The 17,452-nt window shown below is 59.5% G+C and carries 15 protein-coding genes; 8 read left to right on the top strand and 7 right to left on the bottom strand.

All coding sequences use genetic code 11. From position 1 onward, the window contains the following. The first annotated feature begins 116 nt into the window (after nucleotides 1-116). Nucleotides 117-3,530, top strand: a complete 3,414-nt coding sequence (locus ACNPAA_RS09350) for a hypothetical protein (RefSeq protein WP_417891710.1) — start codon at nucleotides 117-119, stop codon at nucleotides 3,528-3,530. A gap of 329 nt (nucleotides 3,531-3,859) precedes the next feature. On the opposite strand, the gene ACNPAA_RS09355 is transcribed toward ACNPAA_RS09350, so the two are convergent. The 5 genes from ACNPAA_RS09355 to ACNPAA_RS09375 all read right to left on the bottom strand — a co-directional run bounded on the left by ACNPAA_RS09355 (nucleotide 3,860) and on the right by ACNPAA_RS09375 (nucleotide 6,508). After that, complete coding sequence (locus ACNPAA_RS09355; protein WP_234924928.1) at nucleotides 3,860-4,411, bottom strand: methylated-DNA--[protein]-cysteine S-methyltransferase; 552 nt, start codon at nucleotides 4,409-4,411, stop codon at nucleotides 3,860-3,862. A gap of 419 nt (nucleotides 4,412-4,830) precedes the next feature. Further along, nucleotides 4,831-5,202, bottom strand: a complete 372-nt coding sequence (locus ACNPAA_RS09360; protein ID WP_160838930.1) for a DUF6616 family protein — start codon at nucleotides 5,200-5,202, stop codon at nucleotides 4,831-4,833. After that, nucleotides 5,199-5,579, bottom strand: coding sequence for a hypothetical protein (locus tag ACNPAA_RS09365; RefSeq protein WP_234888662.1), 381 nt, complete (start codon nucleotides 5,577-5,579; stop codon nucleotides 5,199-5,201). Before ACNPAA_RS09365 ends, ACNPAA_RS09360 begins: the two co-directional genes overlap by 4 nt. Nucleotides 5,580-5,591: 12 nt before the next feature. Next, complete coding sequence (locus ACNPAA_RS09370) at nucleotides 5,592-5,981, bottom strand: hypothetical protein (protein WP_234924927.1); 390 nt, start codon at nucleotides 5,979-5,981, stop codon at nucleotides 5,592-5,594. Beyond that, a complete protein-coding gene (locus tag ACNPAA_RS09375) occupies nucleotides 5,978-6,508 on the bottom strand; it encodes a MarR family winged helix-turn-helix transcriptional regulator (RefSeq protein WP_103243219.1) in 531 nt (176 codons plus the stop codon). The genes ACNPAA_RS09370 and ACNPAA_RS09375 overlap by 4 nt, the downstream gene beginning before the upstream one ends. A gap of 260 nt (nucleotides 6,509-6,768) precedes the next feature. Between ACNPAA_RS09375 and ACNPAA_RS09380 the strand changes: the two genes are divergently transcribed. Then, on the top strand, nucleotides 6,769-8,139 hold the full coding sequence (locus tag ACNPAA_RS09380) for a leucine-rich repeat-containing protein kinase family protein (protein ID WP_201871977.1): 1,371 nt from the start codon (nucleotides 6,769-6,771) through the stop codon (nucleotides 8,137-8,139). Nucleotides 8,140-8,249: 110 nt separating this feature from the next. Continuing rightward, entirely contained in the window at nucleotides 8,250-8,897 is a 648-nt protein-coding gene (locus ACNPAA_RS09385) for a thiopurine S-methyltransferase (protein ID WP_201871975.1), read from the top strand. Nucleotides 8,898-9,181: 284 nt separating this feature from the next. On the opposite strand, the gene ACNPAA_RS09390 is transcribed toward ACNPAA_RS09385, so the two are convergent. Continuing rightward, a complete protein-coding gene (locus tag ACNPAA_RS09390; protein ID WP_201871973.1) occupies nucleotides 9,182-11,956 on the bottom strand; it encodes an insulinase family protein in 2,775 nt (924 codons plus the stop codon). A 162-nt stretch (nucleotides 11,957-12,118) separates the two neighbouring features. Between ACNPAA_RS09390 and sixA the strand changes: the two genes are divergently transcribed. The 3 genes from sixA (at nucleotide 12,119) to ACNPAA_RS09405 (ending at nucleotide 14,032) form a co-directional block, all read left to right on the top strand. Next, a complete protein-coding gene (gene sixA, locus ACNPAA_RS09395) occupies nucleotides 12,119-12,586 on the top strand; it encodes a phosphohistidine phosphatase SixA (RefSeq protein ID WP_041215262.1) in 468 nt (155 codons plus the stop codon). A 133-nt stretch (nucleotides 12,587-12,719) separates the two neighbouring features. Beyond that, nucleotides 12,720-12,926 (top strand): DUF1107 domain-containing protein, encoded by a 207-nt coding sequence (locus ACNPAA_RS09400; protein ID WP_005324080.1) that lies wholly within the window; start codon nucleotides 12,720-12,722, stop codon nucleotides 12,924-12,926. A gap of 185 nt (nucleotides 12,927-13,111) precedes the next feature. Further along, nucleotides 13,112-14,032: a DMT family transporter gene (locus tag ACNPAA_RS09405; RefSeq protein ID WP_041215261.1), complete on the top strand. Its 921-nt coding sequence runs from the start codon at nucleotides 13,112-13,114 to the stop codon at nucleotides 14,030-14,032. A gap of 50 nt (nucleotides 14,033-14,082) precedes the next feature. On the opposite strand, the gene ACNPAA_RS09410 is transcribed toward ACNPAA_RS09405, so the two are convergent. Then, nucleotides 14,083-15,699, bottom strand: a complete 1,617-nt coding sequence (locus ACNPAA_RS09410) for a peptide ABC transporter substrate-binding protein (protein WP_045524768.1) — start codon at nucleotides 15,697-15,699, stop codon at nucleotides 14,083-14,085. Nucleotides 15,700-15,842: 143 nt separating this feature from the next. Here ACNPAA_RS09410 and ACNPAA_RS09415 point away from each other — a divergent pair, with 143 nt between their 5' ends. Both ACNPAA_RS09415 and fbp read left to right on the top strand, forming a co-directional pair. Continuing rightward, on the top strand, nucleotides 15,843-16,085 hold the full coding sequence (locus tag ACNPAA_RS09415) for a hypothetical protein (RefSeq protein WP_139739434.1): 243 nt from the start codon (nucleotides 15,843-15,845) through the stop codon (nucleotides 16,083-16,085). Beyond that, nucleotides 16,073-17,107 carry a class 1 fructose-bisphosphatase gene (gene fbp / locus ACNPAA_RS09420; protein WP_029314452.1) on the top strand — a complete coding sequence of 345 codons (1,035 nt, stop codon included), beginning with the start codon at nucleotides 16,073-16,075 and terminating at the stop codon, nucleotides 17,105-17,107. Before ACNPAA_RS09415 ends, fbp begins: the two co-directional genes overlap by 13 nt. The last annotated feature ends 345 nt before the right edge of the window (nucleotides 17,108-17,452 follow it).

Consider the following 17,452-nt stretch of genomic DNA (forward strand, 5'->3'; position numbering starts at 1 on the left):
TGCATTGATAATAGTCATGGCTTCGGGCGTGTCGGTTTTTTTTTGCGATTAAATCAGATCACAAACGAAGCCTTTTTTCTATCTATTTCAATTGGTTGTAGCTAAAGATCCTGTACATGAGTATTCACTTGGATTTTTACGACCGCTCTAAACTAGCGCAATGGTTGCGGCAGCACCCGTCAGTCATGCTCTGGGCCAAAAAAACGCTTGGTCAGGGATATTCTGGGTGGCAGCCATATGGTGCTTGGAGCAATCCGCCTCAGGGGTCAGTAGATACCTTGATTTCAGCGCCAGGGGTGACAATTACTCTGCCATCCGGAAAGGGGCAAAAGCTAGCCATTCAGGACGCTATCGGGCCAATGCGAGAACTGATTAGCTCAACCAATAAAGCTGTTCGTATCACTGGATTATCCGGTGTTGGAAAGACCCGAATCTTACAGGCTCTTTTCGATGAAACGGTCGGAGCAGATGCGCTCGATCGGACTATCGCAGTTTATGTTGATACCGGTGAAAGCCCGGAACCCTCTGCAACAGCAATGCTAGATCGACTGATCGCTGAGGGGCGACGTGCCATTATGATCCTTGATAATTGCCCTTCTGAATTGCACACACTCCTAGCCCGTAAAGTAGCGGCCAAAGGTGCGATCAGCCTGATCACTGTCGAGTATGACATTAGAGATGACAAGCCTCAGACCACAGAGGTCATCCATATAGAAGCGATCGGACCGGAGATGGCTGAGCAGCTTCTTATCCGTCGCTTTCCCATTATTGGTCGGAATAACGCCCGCCGCATAGCCGAATTTGCTGACGGCAATGCGCGGGTTTCTCTGGCTATCGCCGAGAGAGTGGAAGAAGGTGAAAGTTTGGCTCAACTTTCTGACGTTCAGTTATTTGACCGATTGTTTGACCAGCGGAAGAGCCCGGACGATGACCTTCGGGCGCAGGCTGAAATATTGTCTTTGGTTTATTCATTTTCAGTTTCAACGGCTGAGGAAGGTCAAAACGAACTGGAGGTATTGGGTTCTATCTCAGGGTATTCCGCAAACCAGTTGTTCCGAGCAACAAGCAAGCTGTCTGATCGCCATATTGTACAGAAGAGGGCCCATTGGCGGGCCATTTTACCTCATGCCATTGCCAACAGGCTGGCGTCATCGGCACTGAATTGTATTCCGGTTAATCAACTAAGAGCGACTTTTGAAACTCTTGGCAACCAACGCTTACTCATGTCGTTCGCACACAGGTTAGGGCTGCTTCACGATCATCCCGTGGCGAAAGAGATTGTTGAATGTTGGCTTCAGCCCGACGGGCTGTTGGGGCGGTTAACAGAATTAAACGATATATCTGAAAGAATGCTGAATTATATCGCGCCAGTTGCACCTGAAGCTCTGCTAGATAGGATCGAAATGGTGTTGACTACGTCTGATATTCATGACGGTGCAACGAGTGAGAATCTACATACCGCAACCATCATCAATCTTTTACAGCTATTAGCATATGAATCGAGAGCATTCGATCGCTGTATTAGACTTCTTATTAATGTGGCTGGTTATGAGAAAGAGAATGATGACAATAACTCGCTAGGAAGCCAGATAACCAAATTCTTCCAAGCATATCTGTCTGGTACTCACGCTACGTTAGAGCAACGCATTACCATCATGAATGAATGCTTTTCATCGGATGTTCCTAGACGTATAGCGTTGGGTTTCAAGATGCTTGCGACAACCTTAGAAGATCGCTGGACTGGATTTGGAATGAATGCGTTTGGTGCTCGGCCGAGAAACTATGGACTTCACCCCAGTCATGATGAGCTTGTGCAGTGGCGAAGTGCTTTTATCGATGTTGCGGTACAATTGGGCACCTCCGGCGATCCCGCTATTGAGGTTCCCGCGCGTCAAATCATGGAGAATACATTCCGAGGGATGTGGAGCCAGATAGCGATAAGAGAAAAACTGATTGATGCTGCTCGAAAATTACATGCACATCGCCCTTGGGGAGGTGGTTGGAAAGCCGTTCGCTCTACGATCTATTTCGATCATACCGAGCGCAAAAACGCGAATAATGTCGAGTCCATACCAGATAATCTTGCTGCCTTGGAGAAAGAGCTAGAGCCACATGACTTGATTTCGGCAATTAGTACTTATGTTTTGAGCAAGGGGCAAGACTATTGGGCTCTGGATGCCAATTTTGATCATGAAAAAATCCATAAATATGATGAGGCCAGGCAACGACTTGAAGCCAAGGCGTTGCAATTAGGTGAGGAGTTTGCGGCATCAGGTCATAAACTTGATGAGCTGGGGCCAAACCTGTTTTCAAATGGTTGGATGCCTAATACCTATGCATTCGGAAGAGGATTGGCTAAGGGGGGGCATGATTTACGAGCGGGCTGGCAGCAACTTGTCGAGCAACTGGAACCATTGTCCAGGGTAGGTATGAATGTTGCTGTCTTTGGTGGTTTTATCAAAGAGATAGATGCATTTGAACCAGAGTTGGTACAGGAGTTACTCGACTTTTGTGCCCAGCATCCAGTACTCCGTCACTCGCTGGTCTATTTGCATCCTTGGGGTAAATTTACAGAAGTTGATCTAGAGCGTTGTATGATGCTGTTGGATGATCCTGATATTGACCCAAATATGTATGAACCCATCTTATGGCGAGATGAGTATGCATCCTTGCCGAGAGCGAGAATCCTCGAGCTTGCAATGCGACTTCTGAGTAAACCTGGCGGCAGTGATGTGGTGCTGGAGGCGCTAAGCATGCGCCTTCATGACAAAGATGTGATGGTGGATACGTTGGGGCCCGATTTTCGTCAGATAGGTCTTAGGGCCGCAATTTTAAATTTGCCAAAAGATCACAACGATCCTGGTGGGTCAAAAGGCTACAACATGGAGTACGTCATCAATGCTGCATTACGTTTCGATGGCAATGAGCCAGAAAAACAGGAGTGGTTGGACGCAATTTTTGCTGTTGTTGATCTGCACTATGGTTACGTTCATTCATATGAAAGCGCCATTGAGACAACAGCTGCGCTGATGCCAGAAGCATTTTTAAATCGAGTCTTTGAAGGCACTGAAGAGCAACAAGAACGACGGCAGTTTTTTATTTGTAATAGAGGCTTACGATTCTCACCTCTTGCCTATATTAATATGGATTTTCTGATTTCGTGGTGTTGTGCCCGAAATGAGCCCCGCGTATGGGTAGCTATTGCAGCAAGCATTAACTTGTGGGAAAAGGATGGCGAAATTGAAGGGCTCAGGATGTCAGAGTTAGCTCTCAGGCTGCTTGAGTCATCTCCTGACCCTGCTATTGTTCTGGAAATATTCGCCGAAAGTGTCACTCCTTCATCTTGGTCTGGTAGCCGAGCCAAAGTAATGCAGTCCAGAGCGGAGGCAATTCGCAAGTTAGTTGAGCATGACAGAGCAGATATTTCGAGTGCAGCTCAAACTGTTTCAGAGAATTTGGTTCAGTTTATCGAGCGACAGAAAGAGCGAGAACAGCGGGAGGATATGGAGCAAGAACAGCGATTTGAATAAAAATCACCTGTTTCAAGTCCGTAGGGTGCAATGAACAGCGTGAATTGCACCTCTAATTTGGTGTTTCATACCTTGTACAAAAGCCGCTCGGCAAACGGTGCAATGCGCTGCGCTTATTGCACCCTACGTCTCTTCGTCAATTCGCCGGGGTGGTGTAACTGATCGCACGCCCCGTAACCAAAGGAACAGAAGGGGCAATCGGCGCCCCGACTCTGCTAATGCCCCCGCTTTATATCACGGCATGCTGGTCCGGCATGGTTTGATAGTCTGCTGACTCACAACCAACAGCCCTGTTTTTCCTCCTATCAGGAGAGCATAAAAGGCAGAGCTCACTCATACCTCGCCGCTTCCCAGGCGTGTATCGCCTGTTTGCGGGTCTCGCCCCAGTGATAGCCGCCGAGTTTGCCGTTTTGCTGGATAACCCGGTGGCAGGGGATCATCAAGGCGATGGGGTTGGCGCCCACCGCCAGCCCCACGGCGCGGGCGGCCTTGGGATTGCCGACGGCGCTCGCCACCTGGGCGTAGCTCACCACCTTGGCGGGCGGGATCTGCAGCAGCGCCCGCCAGACGCTGATCTGAAAGTTGGTGCCACTCACGTGCAAGGAGAGGGGGCGGTCCGGTGTCTTGCTGCCATCGAACATGGTGTGGATGACCCCCTGGGTGCGTGATGGCGCTTCTCGCAGTTCTGCCTCAGGCCAACGCTGGGCGAGGGCACTCAGCGGCGTTTGTGGGGCCTGGTCATCGAGAAACGAGAAGTTGCACACCCCCCGCGGGGCCAGGACGACGCTGGCCCCCTCCCTTGCAAACAGGATGGCGCTGGCGCGGCCGATACCGGAGCTGGCGCCCGTGATGATGGCGACCTTGTTGGACAGTAATGACATGACAGTTCCCTCGCGTGATGTGCATGGCGCCGGGTGGTGATGCTCATGCAGGGTTGGCAGACAAGTGGATGGGTTCAACCCCCTCCTGGTTCAAACCTCCTTTGGTTCAACCCTCCTTTGGTTCAAAGCTTTGGGGGGTCGAAAGCACTGTTGGTTTGAAAGCAATATGGCGGCGAACCTTCGTCACGACGACCCGGATCTTGCTCACTTGTGCCATCGGTGATGGGCCATCACGGCATCGGGAGATATCAGCGTTTTTTGAAGGGAGTGGGAAGGAAGTGGGAAGGGAGCGGGGCTGTGGCGCCGCTTTCCCAGGTGGTGGTGACCTGGGTTTGCAAGGGCAGGGCATGGAAAACAGTGCCACCGGTGTCGGCGGCACTGACGCAAGGCCTGGTGGGATAACCCTCTTTTAGGGGTTATCAGGCCAGGGCGGGGCTGGATGTGGCGGCGCAGGGCAGGGCGGCCAACTGTGCAAGGTGCTCGCCCAGAGAGACCCCGGCGCCGGTGGCGTTGACCGTCTCGAAGTAGTCGTGCCAGCCCGATGCGGCTATCCCCTGGACGAGGGCCTCGATGGCCGCGGCATCCGGCCCGCGCCAGATGGCGAAGAAGGGGTGGGGCGCACCATGGAGGGTGGCAGCATCGGTCTCGCCCAGGGCGATGGGCTCCACCCCGAGGGCGGCGAGGTTGGCCATGCTTGTGCCAATGGCCTCGAAGAACTGCTGACGGGCCGTCTGGCTCAATGACAGCCAGGCGGGAGTGGGGGTGTAGAGCTCTGCCAGATAGTGGGTCATAGGGGTTCCTTCGGGAGTTGGCCCTTGCGCAAGGTGCGCAAGGCGCGTTGACAAATCCGGGTTGTCGCGGGGCTGGGGCTTTCGCGAGACCAGCGCGCGCAGAGGTCAGTGACCCACTGTGGCCTGTCTTTGCTCGCATCGTTCAGCCAGTTGGCGACGGAGTCCTGCACATAAGGGGCGGGATCGGCCCTGAGGGGCTCGAGCAGCATCAGGGCCTGCTCCGGTGCTTGTCGCAGGGACGCAAGATGGGTACACCAGACGCCGCGGGGCCGGGTTGCTTCGCTGGCAAAGCGTCGCAGTCGCTCGGACGGCTCCGCCGTCCAGGGCACCAGGGCGGCAATGGCCGCCTCGAGCTGCGCAGCAATGGTCGTTCGCATTGCGATCCAGGCTCACTCGCGCACCCCAAAGTGCGGGTCATCGGCGAGGGGACGAATGAGGGCCAGGCGGTCGCTGAGCGACAGCCCCTCGCTCGCCCCCACCATGAAACAGGCCCAGCCCCGCACGGTATCGGAGGGATGACGGCTGAGCGCCGCAAGATCCCTCGTGCCGCTCTCGGTCAGGAGCAGCCTGGCGGCCAGCGCCATGCGCCGGGTAATGCCCTCCCCGGATGCGGCGTGCATCGATGCCAGCGCCTGGGGCCCGAGCGAAGGCAGGGTACACTGCATCAGGGCGGCAAAATCCACCGCCAGGCATTCGGTCAGGTTGCTTGCCTCAGCCTCTCCCCGATTGAGCTGGGCGAGGCGGGAGGGGGCGATATCCGTGATGCGATTGCGTGTCATGGGTGCTCCTCTGTGGCTGCCTCAGTGCAGCCTGTCCGGGATGAGAGGACATTGAGCCAGGCCCGCTTGAGCAGGGCGCTCAGGGTCTCTCGCTCTGCCTGATCGAACCCGGCAAAGAGGGAGCCTATCCACTGGCTGTGCTCATCGAGCAGGTGCTGCGCCAGGGCCTGGCCCTGCTCTGTCAGGCGCACCGAGATCTTTCGCCTGTCCTGGCTGTCGCTGTGGCGAGCCAACAGGCCGTCCCGTTGCAGACCGTCGAGCAGGCCGGTGATGGTGGCCCGTGTGACCCCCGCCTTGTCGGCAAGCTCGTGGGGAGCCAGCCCTTGTGGCAGGTCGCGCAGCAAAAACAGCAGCACGAACTTGCCTTCGGAGAGGCGGTGAGGGGCCAGGCGCGCCGCGCACGCCTGATCGATGGCAGCGGCGAGGGTCAACACCTCAAAGCAGACGCGTATGTTTTGGGTGTCCGTGTGTCCGCGGCGCTCTGCATCCTCGAGCAGGGCGAGGTGTTTCTGTTCCAGCGTGATCATGATGGTGAGTCTCGAATGACTTTGTATGGCGCCATACTATATGGCGCCAACCAAATGATCAACCACCCAAGCGCGCGACCGGGATGGTTCATGGCAACGGAGAGCGGGAGTGTGGCGATGGGGGGCCTTTGCAAGAGAAGGCGTTGCAAGAAAATCGGCCATCTTTGGCCGTCATTCCCTATAATGCCCCTCCTTTGTGGTCTGGGGGGAGTGCCCCGCAGTGAGCCACCGCAAGCCCGAATGTTGATAGAGACGATCCCATGCATACCCTGGAACAGCTTCGCGCAGGCGAACTCTGCGGCGCCCGCCACCTCAAACTTGCTGAAAACCTCGCGGTGTTCCCCCCCGAGATCCTGAGCCTCAAGGAGACCCTGGAGGTGCTGGATCTCACCGGCAACCAGCTGAGCGAGTTGCCTGACGCGCTGGCCGAATGCAAGAAGCTGCGCATCCTCTTCTGCTCCGAGAACAACTTCACCGAACTGCCCGAGGTGCTGGGGCGCTGCCCAGCGCTCACCATGGTGGGCTTCAAGGCCAACCGCATCGCGACCGTCCCGGCCGCCTCCCTGCCCACCAGATTGCGCTGGCTGATCCTGACCGACAATGCCATCGAACGACTGCCGGACGAGCTGGGGCAGTGCGACGCCCTGCAAAAGCTGATGCTCTCGGGCAACCGGCTCGCTGGGCTTCCCGAGACGCTTGCCGGTTGCCACCGTCTGGAGCTTTTGCGCATCGCCGCCAACCGCCTGCCAGCGCTGCCGAGCTGGCTGCCCTCGATGCCGCGTCTGTCCTGGCTGGCCTTTGCGGGCAACCCTTTCTGTGATGAGCAGGCGTGTCTGAACGGCACATCGAAGTTCACTACCGAGATCCTCTGGCAGGCGATCTCACTGGGGGATGTGCTCGGGGAGGGGGCATCCGGCGTCATTTATCGCGCCGAGTGGGCGAGTGCCGAAGGGCCCGGGGCGGTGGCGGTCAAGCTCTTCAAGGGGGCCGTCACCAGCGATGGCTTGCCCCTGAGCGAGATGACTGCGTCCCTGGCCGCCGGTCGTCATCCAAACCTGGTCGGGGTGATGGGGAGAGTGAGCGATCATCCCTCCGGCATCCCGGCACTGGTGATGCCCCTGATAGACCCCGCCTTCGCCACCCTGGCGGGCCCCCCGAGCCTGGACTCCTGCACCCGGGATGTCTATGGGGCGGATCTGAACTTCACCCCGGCCCAGGTGATGGCCATGGTGCAGGGGGTGGCTGCGGCCGCCCGGCACCTGCACGAGCGGGGCATCCTCCACGGCGATCTCTACGCACACAACCTGCTGTACTCCTTGCAGCCCGCGATGCCTCACTCGTCGCAGGAGGCGCCGGGCCGGGTGCTGCTCGGTGACTTTGGTGCCGCCTCCTGTTACGACCGCGTCGATGAGGTGCTGGCCGGGCGGCTGGAGCGCCTGGAAGTACGGGCCTTTGGCTGCCTGCTGGCCGAGCTGCTGGCGCGTTGTGATGGGGGGGACGCCGACCTCGACCCCCTTCATCGACTGGCCGGGGAGTGCGGCTTTGAGGTGCCTTCCCGGCGACCCACCTTCGCGCAGATCCTGACCCGGCTGGCAGCGATGGCGACAAGCCTGCCTGGGGTCGTGGCCTGAGGCCTGCCCATCGTGGGCGTACTCTTGCACAGGGGCGGGATCATGGGGCTTGCGCCACTTCGGTGAAGTTGTGATAGTGATGCACCATTGCAGATGACGAGAGGAAGATGATGGAAGCGGCATTTTGGCACCAGAAGTGGAAAGAGAACCGGATTGGCTTTCATCAGGCAGATTTCAACCGCTGGCTGCAATCCTGGTGGTCGGCCCAGCAAGGGAGCGACCCCGTGCTGGTGCCCCTTTGCGGCAAGTCCCGGGACATGCTCTGGCTGCGTGAGCAGGGGCATCCAGTGGATGGCTTCGAGCTCTCCGAGCTCGCCATTACCCAGTTTTTTGACGATAACAACCTGAGTGCAGAGAAAAGCGAGGTGGGTCCCTATCAGTGCCACCGGCACGCCGATCTGCGCATCTATCAGGGGGACTTCTTCGTCGCCCCGGAGCTTGGTCAGCGTTATCGCCTGGTCTATGACAGGGCGGCCCTCATCGCCTTGCCGGGCGCCATGCGCCGCCAGTATGCCGCCCTGATGAGCCGCCTGGTGGAGGCGGGGGGGCAGGTGTTGCTGGTGACCCTCGAATATCAGCCCGAGCAGCAGCAACAGCCGCCGTTCTCGGTAGGGGAGATGGAGGTGCGCACCCTGTTTGAGCGCGACTTTGGTGTCGAGGTGCTGGGGCGTGGCGCCGAGCTGGATCACCCCAGGGTGCTCTCGGGGCAGCTCTCCTATTTCGACGAGGTGGCTTACCGGCTGATCCGCCGGGGCTGAGAGGGCGCGAGGCCGATGCCAAGGATGGAAGTGGCGCTTGTTTTACCTCCTTTGACATAGATCAACGTGGAAAATCAGGGAAATGCCTAAGATGAGGCTGTTTCTCAATCACTGCTGGTGCCGACCGGTGAGCTCTGGTTTGAACGCCGGTCGAACATCAACCCAGTGTCTGATTTTCACGCTCATGTTCACTTTTGGCGGCTCTGGTCGCAATTGATTATGGTTTTTCCAGCCGACCCCACGGGGTCGGCTTTTTCTTGCCTGCGCGTTGCCAACAGGGGAGGTCAGCCTTCGAAGGTGGCGGCGTTGAGCCGAAATGCCCTGGGATCGTCGACAAACTGGCCGGTGATCCGCTCGTCGTGCTCGTGGCCCAGGCCATAGCTGCAGAGGATGAGGCGATCCGAGGTGCGGGATCTCAGCTGGGTGATGAAGCGCACCAGATCGGCACGGCTGAGCCTGCCCACCTCCTCGCGTACCCGTTCGCGCTGATCAAAACCCAGATCCTTGTTGCCGATGCTGACCCAGAGCCGCTGGCCGCGGCTGCGCAGGTTGGCATCCCGCTCGCTGAGCTGGGCCTGCAACCCCGCCTTGCTCTCCTGCCACTGCTGCTCGGTGAACTCCAGCATGGCCAGCGGGAAGAGATCGATGAACTCCTCCACCGCATCCAGCAGGATCTGCGGCCCCGCTACCGGCGACTGGATATAGAAGATGAGACCGGGATGGCGGTTGAGGGGCAGGTTGCCGGCTCCCACCACGTAACCGAGCTGCTGGCGTGTGCGCAGCTCGTGGAAGAAGGTGGATGACATGATGTGGTTGGCCAGGGTGAAGCAGGCGAGATCCCGCGCTCGGGTGGTGCGCGACTGGTAGTAGACCAGCAGCGCCGAGTCCTCGTGATCGCACCCCTGCTCGCGAATGAGGGTACCTCTGTCCTGGATGGAGATGAGGGGGCGGCGGGTCTCGGCGCTGGGCTGGCTGTTGGCACCAAGGTGGCGCTCCAGCAGGGCCGCGAGTTCGAGGGCCTCGGCGGCCGTCCAGTCTCCATGTACCAGGGCCTCCAGATGCACCCTGGCAAAGAGCTCGGAGACGAAGCCGGGCATCTCCCCGAGTTCAACGGTGCGCAGGTGGCGCAACAGCTGCTCGAAGGGCGGGTTGTTGGGTTGCAGCAAACTGGTGAGCTGGTTGAACAACTGGGAGATGGGGCGGGTCTTGGACTGGTTCTCCCAGTTGCGGATAAGCTGCTCCTTGATCTCGCTAAAGCGGGCCGGATCCGGATACCCCAGGGTGCGGTTGCCGAGGATCATGTCGAGCAGCAGCGGTTGCTTGTCGGCAAAGCCGCTGAGGTTGATGGTAAAGCCCCCCTGATGGGCATAAATCTGGTAGCCAAGGCCCGCGAGCTCCGCCGGGTAGGTGAGGGCGTTGAGGTGATCCGTGAGCAGTTCCACGGCCAGACGCGCCATGGCGATGTGACGCGGGCTCTTGACCGCATGTTCGCTGTCGACGGAGATGTAAAGGCTGCCCTTGGGCACGCTGAACTGATGCTCGTGCAGGTGCCAGAGCCGGAAACCGGGCCTGTCGATGAGGCAGGACGGCATGTCGGCGGGCAGTGCCGGCAGACGGGCGTCGAGGCGGGTGCTGATGAAGGGGTTGGGCGCCGGCAGGTGCAGGGCGGGATCCGGTTCACTCTGCTGCCAGCGGATCTTCTCGGCCTCGCTGATGCTCTGGACGCTGTAGGGGGTCTGGTACCAGCGGGCGAGGCGATCCGTGCTCACTTCCGGGGCCTGGATGGTCACTCGCAGATTGTGAGGCGTCAGCTTGGCGAGGAAGCGCCGGATCAGCGGCTCATCGAACTCGCGCATCATGTAATCGCCGTAGAGCAGATCGCCCGGCCCGTAGCTGAACAGGTTGAGCACGAGGCCGGAGACGGTGTCGAGGGCCCGGCCCCGCTCCTGGAAGCGGAAGGCGGATTCCAGCACGCTGCGCTTCTCCTCATAGCGCCAGGCCTGCACCCCGCCCCGCTCGATGAGCTTCAGATAGCCAAACAGGGCGGCGATGATCTCGTCCACATGCTCAAGCCCAAGGGGGGTGAGGCCAAAGCTCACGCCAAAGTCCTTGAAGTTGGCGCCGCTGATCCCGCCGCCGGCGGCGAGCTGATTGACCCAGCCCCGCCCCTTGAGCAGGGAGAGCAGGCTGCCTTCCCCCTCATAGCCGATGAGGTGGCTCAGGAAGGTGAGGGGTTTTTTGTCGTAATACTCATCCACGCACGGCAGCGGGAAGGTCAGCGCCAGCTTGCGGGTCTCCTTGACCGGGGTCAGCTGGATGCGAATGCCGAGATCATCGAGCCGGTAGAGAGGATGGTTCAGGACCGGAGGGCCGAGGCGGCGATCCGGAATGGCACCAAAGAAGCGATCACACCAGGCTAGTTGGATCTCGATGGGTGCCGGTGAAAGCATGACCAGCGCCATGCGATCCGCACTGTAGTGGGTTTCGTAGAACGCAATGAGGTCCGAGCGCAGATCCCGGCCGGGGAGATCCGCCAGGGTGTCGAGGTTGCCCACCGAGAATTTGGAGAAGGGGTGGTCCGGATTGACCGTCTCCTTGTGCACCTGGTAGCTGCGGCGCACGTCGTCCTGCAGCTTGAGGCGGTACTCGGAGTCCACCGCGTTGCGCTCCTTGTCGACCCACTCCGGTGCAAAGGTGGGGCAGATGAAGAACTGGGAGAACCGGTCGAGCCCCGCCTCGAAGAAGCCGTTGTCGATGTCGAAGAAGAAGTTGGTGAACTCGGTGCCGGTCCAGGCGTTGTTGCTGCCCCCGTGACGGCTTATGAATTGCTGGTATTCACCGGGTTTGGGGTAGGTGCGGGTACCGAGAAACAGCATATGCTCGAGGAAATGGGCCATGCCCTGGCGATCGGCAGGATCGTCGAAGTGGCCGGTATTCACCGCCAGGGAGGCGGCGGATTTGTCGGTCTCGGGATCACAGATCAGCAAGACCCTGAGCCGGTTTGCCAGCTCCAGATAGTGATACCGCCGATGATCATTGGGACTGGCATATGGGCTCATTGGGGAGGGGCTCGCGGTGAATTTATTTGAATTTAAACATGATTATCGACCCCGCTATCTTGCGAGGCAAACCCTTTTCTGAGAGGTGGCGCAATTGTTTCCCCCGGCATGGCGGGGTAAGATCCCCCCGCTATTTAAACAGGCCCCCTGGGCGAGGTTGTAATGAAAATCTACATCATGCGTCATGGCCAGGCTGGCATGAACGCAAAGACTGATGAACAGCGTCCACTGACCGAGCAAGGTATCGAAGAGTCCATCCACATGGCGGGCTGGCTGGCTCCCCAATTGGCAGGCTCCCTGAACCTGGTGATCCACAGCAACTACCTGCGAGCCAGACAGACCTGGCAGGCCATCGCTCCCGTGTTGCCCAAGGCCCTCAAGGTCGAGGAGAGCGGCGACATCACCCCCTATGGGGACCCGGCTTTCGTGGCGAGCTATCTCACTGCGCTGGCGGCGGAGCATGACAACATCCTGATGGTCAGCCACCTGCCGCTGGTGGGGTATCTGGTCCAGAGTCTCTGCCCGGCGGCAGGGGCCCCCATGTTCGCGACGTCCGGGCTGGCCTGCATCGAATGGCAAGATGGCAAAGGAGTCTTGCTCTGGTTGGAAGGACCGCATACAATACGGTAAAAGTTAATAATAAGTTACAGTTTGGTTTTTTGGGGAAGAGAGAGTCGATTTTTCCGGTTTTTTATATAAATTTAACGGAATTATTTCGCATAAGCTGCTGTCATACGGATACAACTTCAAGAGGTTGCAAACGATGAGAGTGTTCAAGAAGTACCTGCCACTGATGGTGGCAAAACATGTCAAAACCTTCTTCAAGGGGCGGATTTACATCCACGGCAGGGGGCGCTTCGATTTCCAGTCGGGCTTGCTGATGATGCCATTGCAAGCCGACATTCCCCATCGCCAGACGGTGCTCGAGGTCAATGAACTGATTTCAAGGCTCCACATGGATGCCGCCTGAGGCGCCTCAGGCTGACCCTGGTCCCCCTCATGCCCGCCCCTGTGCGGGCATGATTGTTGATGGCGCCTGGGCGCGGCGCCAACCGTTCGCGTCATGGCGCTTCTTCCTGCGTTGGCAGGCTTGCTTATCCTGATTGCCTCTCTATACTCGCGCGCAATACCCGCCTTTTTATTCTGGATATCGCAATGCCCCTTGCCTTCCTGTTTCCCTTCTCCTGCATGGCCATCTGGGCTGGCAATGGCATCGTCAGCAAGCTGGCGGTCGGGGTGTTGTCTCCAGCAGCGCTCGCCTGGTCGCGCTGGATGGTGGCGGCCCTGGTGCTGACCCCGTTTCTGGCTCACCGGGCCTGGCGCGAGCGCCGCAAGCTGCGGGCCGGTTTCTCGAAGCTGGCGATGCTGGCCCTGCTCGGCATGGTCTTGAACCAGACCTTTGGCTATTACGCGGCCCAGACCCTGGGGGCCACCGAGATTGGCCTGATGATGGGGCTGACCCCCTTGATGACAGTGCTGCTCAGCATCTGGTTGCTGCGCGAGCGGCCCACCTGGGGGGCGCTGCTGGGAGGCGCCATCTCCATTCTGGGGCTGGCGATTTTGTTGGGGCAGGGGGATCCGGCCCGGCTGCTGACCCAGGGCATCCATATCGGTTCCGTCTACATGCTGCTCTCGGCGGCCACCTATGCGCTCTACAGCGTGCTGCTCAAGCGCTGGGATCTGGGGCTGGACAACTGGTCCATGCTCTACGGCCAGGTGCTGTGCAGCCTCCTGTTCCTCACCCCCTTCTATCTGTTGGTGGACGGGCACTGGCCCGATGGCAGCGCCCTCTGGCTCATCCTCTATGCGGGGATCCCGACCTCTGCCCTCTCGCCCTGGCTCTGGATGCAGGGCATTGCCCTGCTCGGGGCGAGCCGCACCGCCATCTTCATGAACCTGTTGCCGGTCATGACGGCCGCCCTTGCCATCAGCTGGCTCGGGGAGCGGCTCACCAGCTATCACCTCATCGGTGGCGGCATGACCCTGATGGGGGTGTTGCTGGCGCAGTTGCTGGTCAGGCCCGTGACGGTGCGAAGACGCGCCCGGCTCGCGGTGGCGGGCTGTCAGGAGAAGTAGGATAAAAAAAGACCGCCCACGAGGCGGTCTTTTTGGTTCGGTGCACAGCGTCACTGCGCCGTCAGATAGAGATCCTTGGCATAGACCAGGTCTTGCGGGTTCTGGTAGGGGTAGCCCTTGACGTTGGGTTTGAGCAGCCGAGATTTCACGTAGAAGTAGACAGGGGCGATGGGGGCCTCCTCGTCGATCAGCACCTCGGCCTGCTGATAGAGGCGGTTGCGCTCGGCGGGGTCCTTGGCGTCATGGGCCTTGGCCAGGAGGGCGTCGTACTCCTTGTTGAACCACTTGCCGCTGTTGGCGCTGCTGCTGGAGGTCATGATGTCGAGGAAGGTGGAGGCATCGTTGTAGTCTCCGTTCCAGGAGTAGCGGCTCACCCCGAAGTCACCCTCGTTCAGGGCCGACACCATGGTCTTCCACTCCATGTTGTTGAGCTCCGCTTTGACCCCCAGGTTGTGCTTCCACATGGAGGAGATGGCGAGCGCTATCTTCTTGTGCCCCTCGTTGGTGTTGTAGAGGATGTCCACCGTCAGCGGCTTGTCCGGGCCGTAACCCGCCTCGCCGAGCAGCGCCTTGGCCTGCTTGATGCGCTCTTCCTTGCTCATCAGCTCGCTGGCGGGGCGTTTGAGCTCGAAGCCGTCCACGCTCGGCGGGGTCAGGCTGAAGGCCGAGAGCTGCCCCTGTCCCAGGATCTTCTCCGTGATGGTGTCCCGGTCGATGGCAAGGGAGAGTGCCTTGCGTACCCTGACGTCGTCAAAGGGTTTGCGCTGGGTGTTGAAGACGTAGTAGTAGGTGGCGAGCATGGGGGCGCTCACCAGCTCCTCCGGGCTCTGGCGCTTGATCTGCTGATACTGCTCCAGGGGATAGGTGGTGTAGTGCAGCTCGCTCGCACGATAGCGGTTGTAGGCCGCGGTATCGGAGACGATCTCCAGATAGATCACCTTGTTCAGCACGGTGTGCTCGTTGTCCCAGTAGTGGGGGTTGCGCTCGGCGATGAGGCGCTCGTTCGGGGTCCACTCCTTGAGGGCGAAGGCGCCGTTGGAGACGATGTTGGCCGGTTTGACCCACTCATGACCGAACTTCTCGATGGTGGCCTTGGGCGCCGGGAAGGTGGTGTAGTGGGAGAGGGTCTTGAGGAAGAAGGGGACCGGGTTTTTCAGGGTGATCTGCAGGGTGTAGTCATCGAGCGCCTTGATCCCCAGGGCATCCGGGCTCTGCTTGCCCTGCACCACGTCGCTGGCATTGGCGACGCCGGTCAGCTCGATGAACCAGGCGTAGTTGGAGGCGTTCTTGGGGTCCGCCGCCCGCTGCCAGCCATAGACGTAGTCCGCCGCCGTCACCGGCTCGCCGTTGGACCATTTGGCATCGGGTCTGAGCTTGAAGGTGTAGACGGTGCCCGTGGCATCGAGCTCGTAGCCAAGGGCGCCCGCCGCCTGCAGCTTGCCGTTGCCATCCAGGGTATAGAGCCCCTCGAACAGATCGTTGACGACGTCGCTGCCCGCGCTCTCTTCCACCATCTGGGGATCGATGGAGGCAGGCTCGGTGCCGATGTTGCGCACGAACACTTGCTGGGTGGCTGGCAGAAGCTGGGTGCCTTCAGGCACCTGGGCGGCGAGGACGGGGAGGGTGAGCAGAGCGGCAACCGCCCCGGCGATAAGCGACTTTTTCATTGAATATCCTTATGTTTTTTTGCTTCCAAAGCGTAGCCAGTGTGCGGGATTGGGGGGCAGATCTCAAGAGGGGAGCCTCTGGCGCAACATTGCCGGGCGCCAGGGGGAGCAAGGCGGGCCGCCGCGTCGGCCCGGATGCATTCTTGTCACGAATTAACCCCCCAAAAGATGCCGGATGGCACCCTTGTTTCACGGCGAAAGCCCGTGGTGGCGCGGCTTTCTGGCGATTTAAAGAACGGCTTAATTCGCTGCAAAAACAAAAAACAGGCGTTACATTGGGTTACAAAACAACGCTGCCGGGGATCGGCACTTTTTTTGCCGACACTTGCAAACGTTTTCAACGGCCAACGGAAACGATCTTAAAGGAACAAGAATGCGAAACATGATCACCATGGGCGAGTTCATCGTCAAAAAGCAGGCGGACTACCCGACCGCGACCGGCGAGCTGACCTCCTTGCTCAGCTCCATCCGCCTGGCCGCCAAGGTGGTGAACCGGGAGATCAACAAGGCGGGTCTGGCGGACATCATCGGCTCCATCGGCGCCGAAAACGTGCAGGGCGAGGTGCAGCAGAAGCTGGACGTCTATGCCAACGAGCGCTTCAAGGCGGCGCTGGAGGCCCGTGGCGAGGTGTGCGGCATGGCCTCTGAGGAGGAGGAGGACTTCGTCTCCTTCGATTCCGAGCTCTCTCGTCACTCCAAGTACGTGGTGCTGATAGACCCCCTCGACGGCTCCTCCAACATCGACGTCAACGTCTCGGTCGGGACCATCTTCTCCATCTACCGCCGGGTCAGCAAACCGGGCGCCGGGGTCACTCTGGAGGACTTCCTGCAGCCGGGTCACCGTCAGGTCGCGGCGGGCTACGTGGTCTACGGCTCCTCCACCATGCTGGTCTACACCACCGGCTTTGGGGTCAACGGCTTCACCTATGACCCCTCCATCGGCTGCTTCTGCCTCTCCCACGAGAACATCCGCATTCCGGAGGAGGGCAAGATCTACTCCATCAACGAGGGCAACTACATCAAGTTCCCGGACGGGGTGAAGAAGTACCTGAAATACTGCCAGGAGCGTGACGAGGCGACTCACAGGCCCTATACCTCCCGCTACATCGGTTCCCTGGTGTCGGATTTCCACCGCAACCTGCTCAAGGGGGGCATCTACATCTACCCGTCCGGCACCAACTCTCCGAACGGCAAGCTGCGCCTGCTCTATGAGTGCAACCCCATGGCCTTCCTGGTGGAGCAGGCCGGTGGCAAGGCGTCCGATGGCTTTGGCCGCATCATGGACATCCAGCCTACCGCTCTGCACCAGCGGACCCCCTACTTCGTCGGGTCCACCAGGATGGTGGAGCGGGCCGAGGCCTTCATGCGGGAGTTCTCCGCCCACGAGGATCCGGCCAACCAGGGCTAAGCCCGGGCCAGCGTCCCTTCGTCACGGGAGCCGTCAAGGCTCCCGTTTTTATTGGCGTGCAGGCGGGTGTAGCCAGGTTGATATGCTGACGGACTGACGGACTGACGGACTGACGGACTGACGGACTGACGGACTGACGGACTGACGGACTGACGGGCTGACGGGCTGACGGGCTGACGGACGGACGCGGCGCCTCGGCGGTCGCGGTGCAATGGCTGGTGGCCCCCTTGCCGGAATACCGGGTCTGGATACGTGGGCGGGATAAATACGGCACGGGCCATCTGCGGGGCTATCGAGGCGCGTTGAACCCGTTTTTTGCCCACAATCCTCCCCACATCCATCTGT

Source organism: Aeromonas sp. PS2Canimalfood6, assembly GCF_048276795.1.
GTDB classification, from domain to species: domain Bacteria; phylum Pseudomonadota; class Gammaproteobacteria; order Enterobacterales; family Aeromonadaceae; genus Aeromonas; species Aeromonas caviae.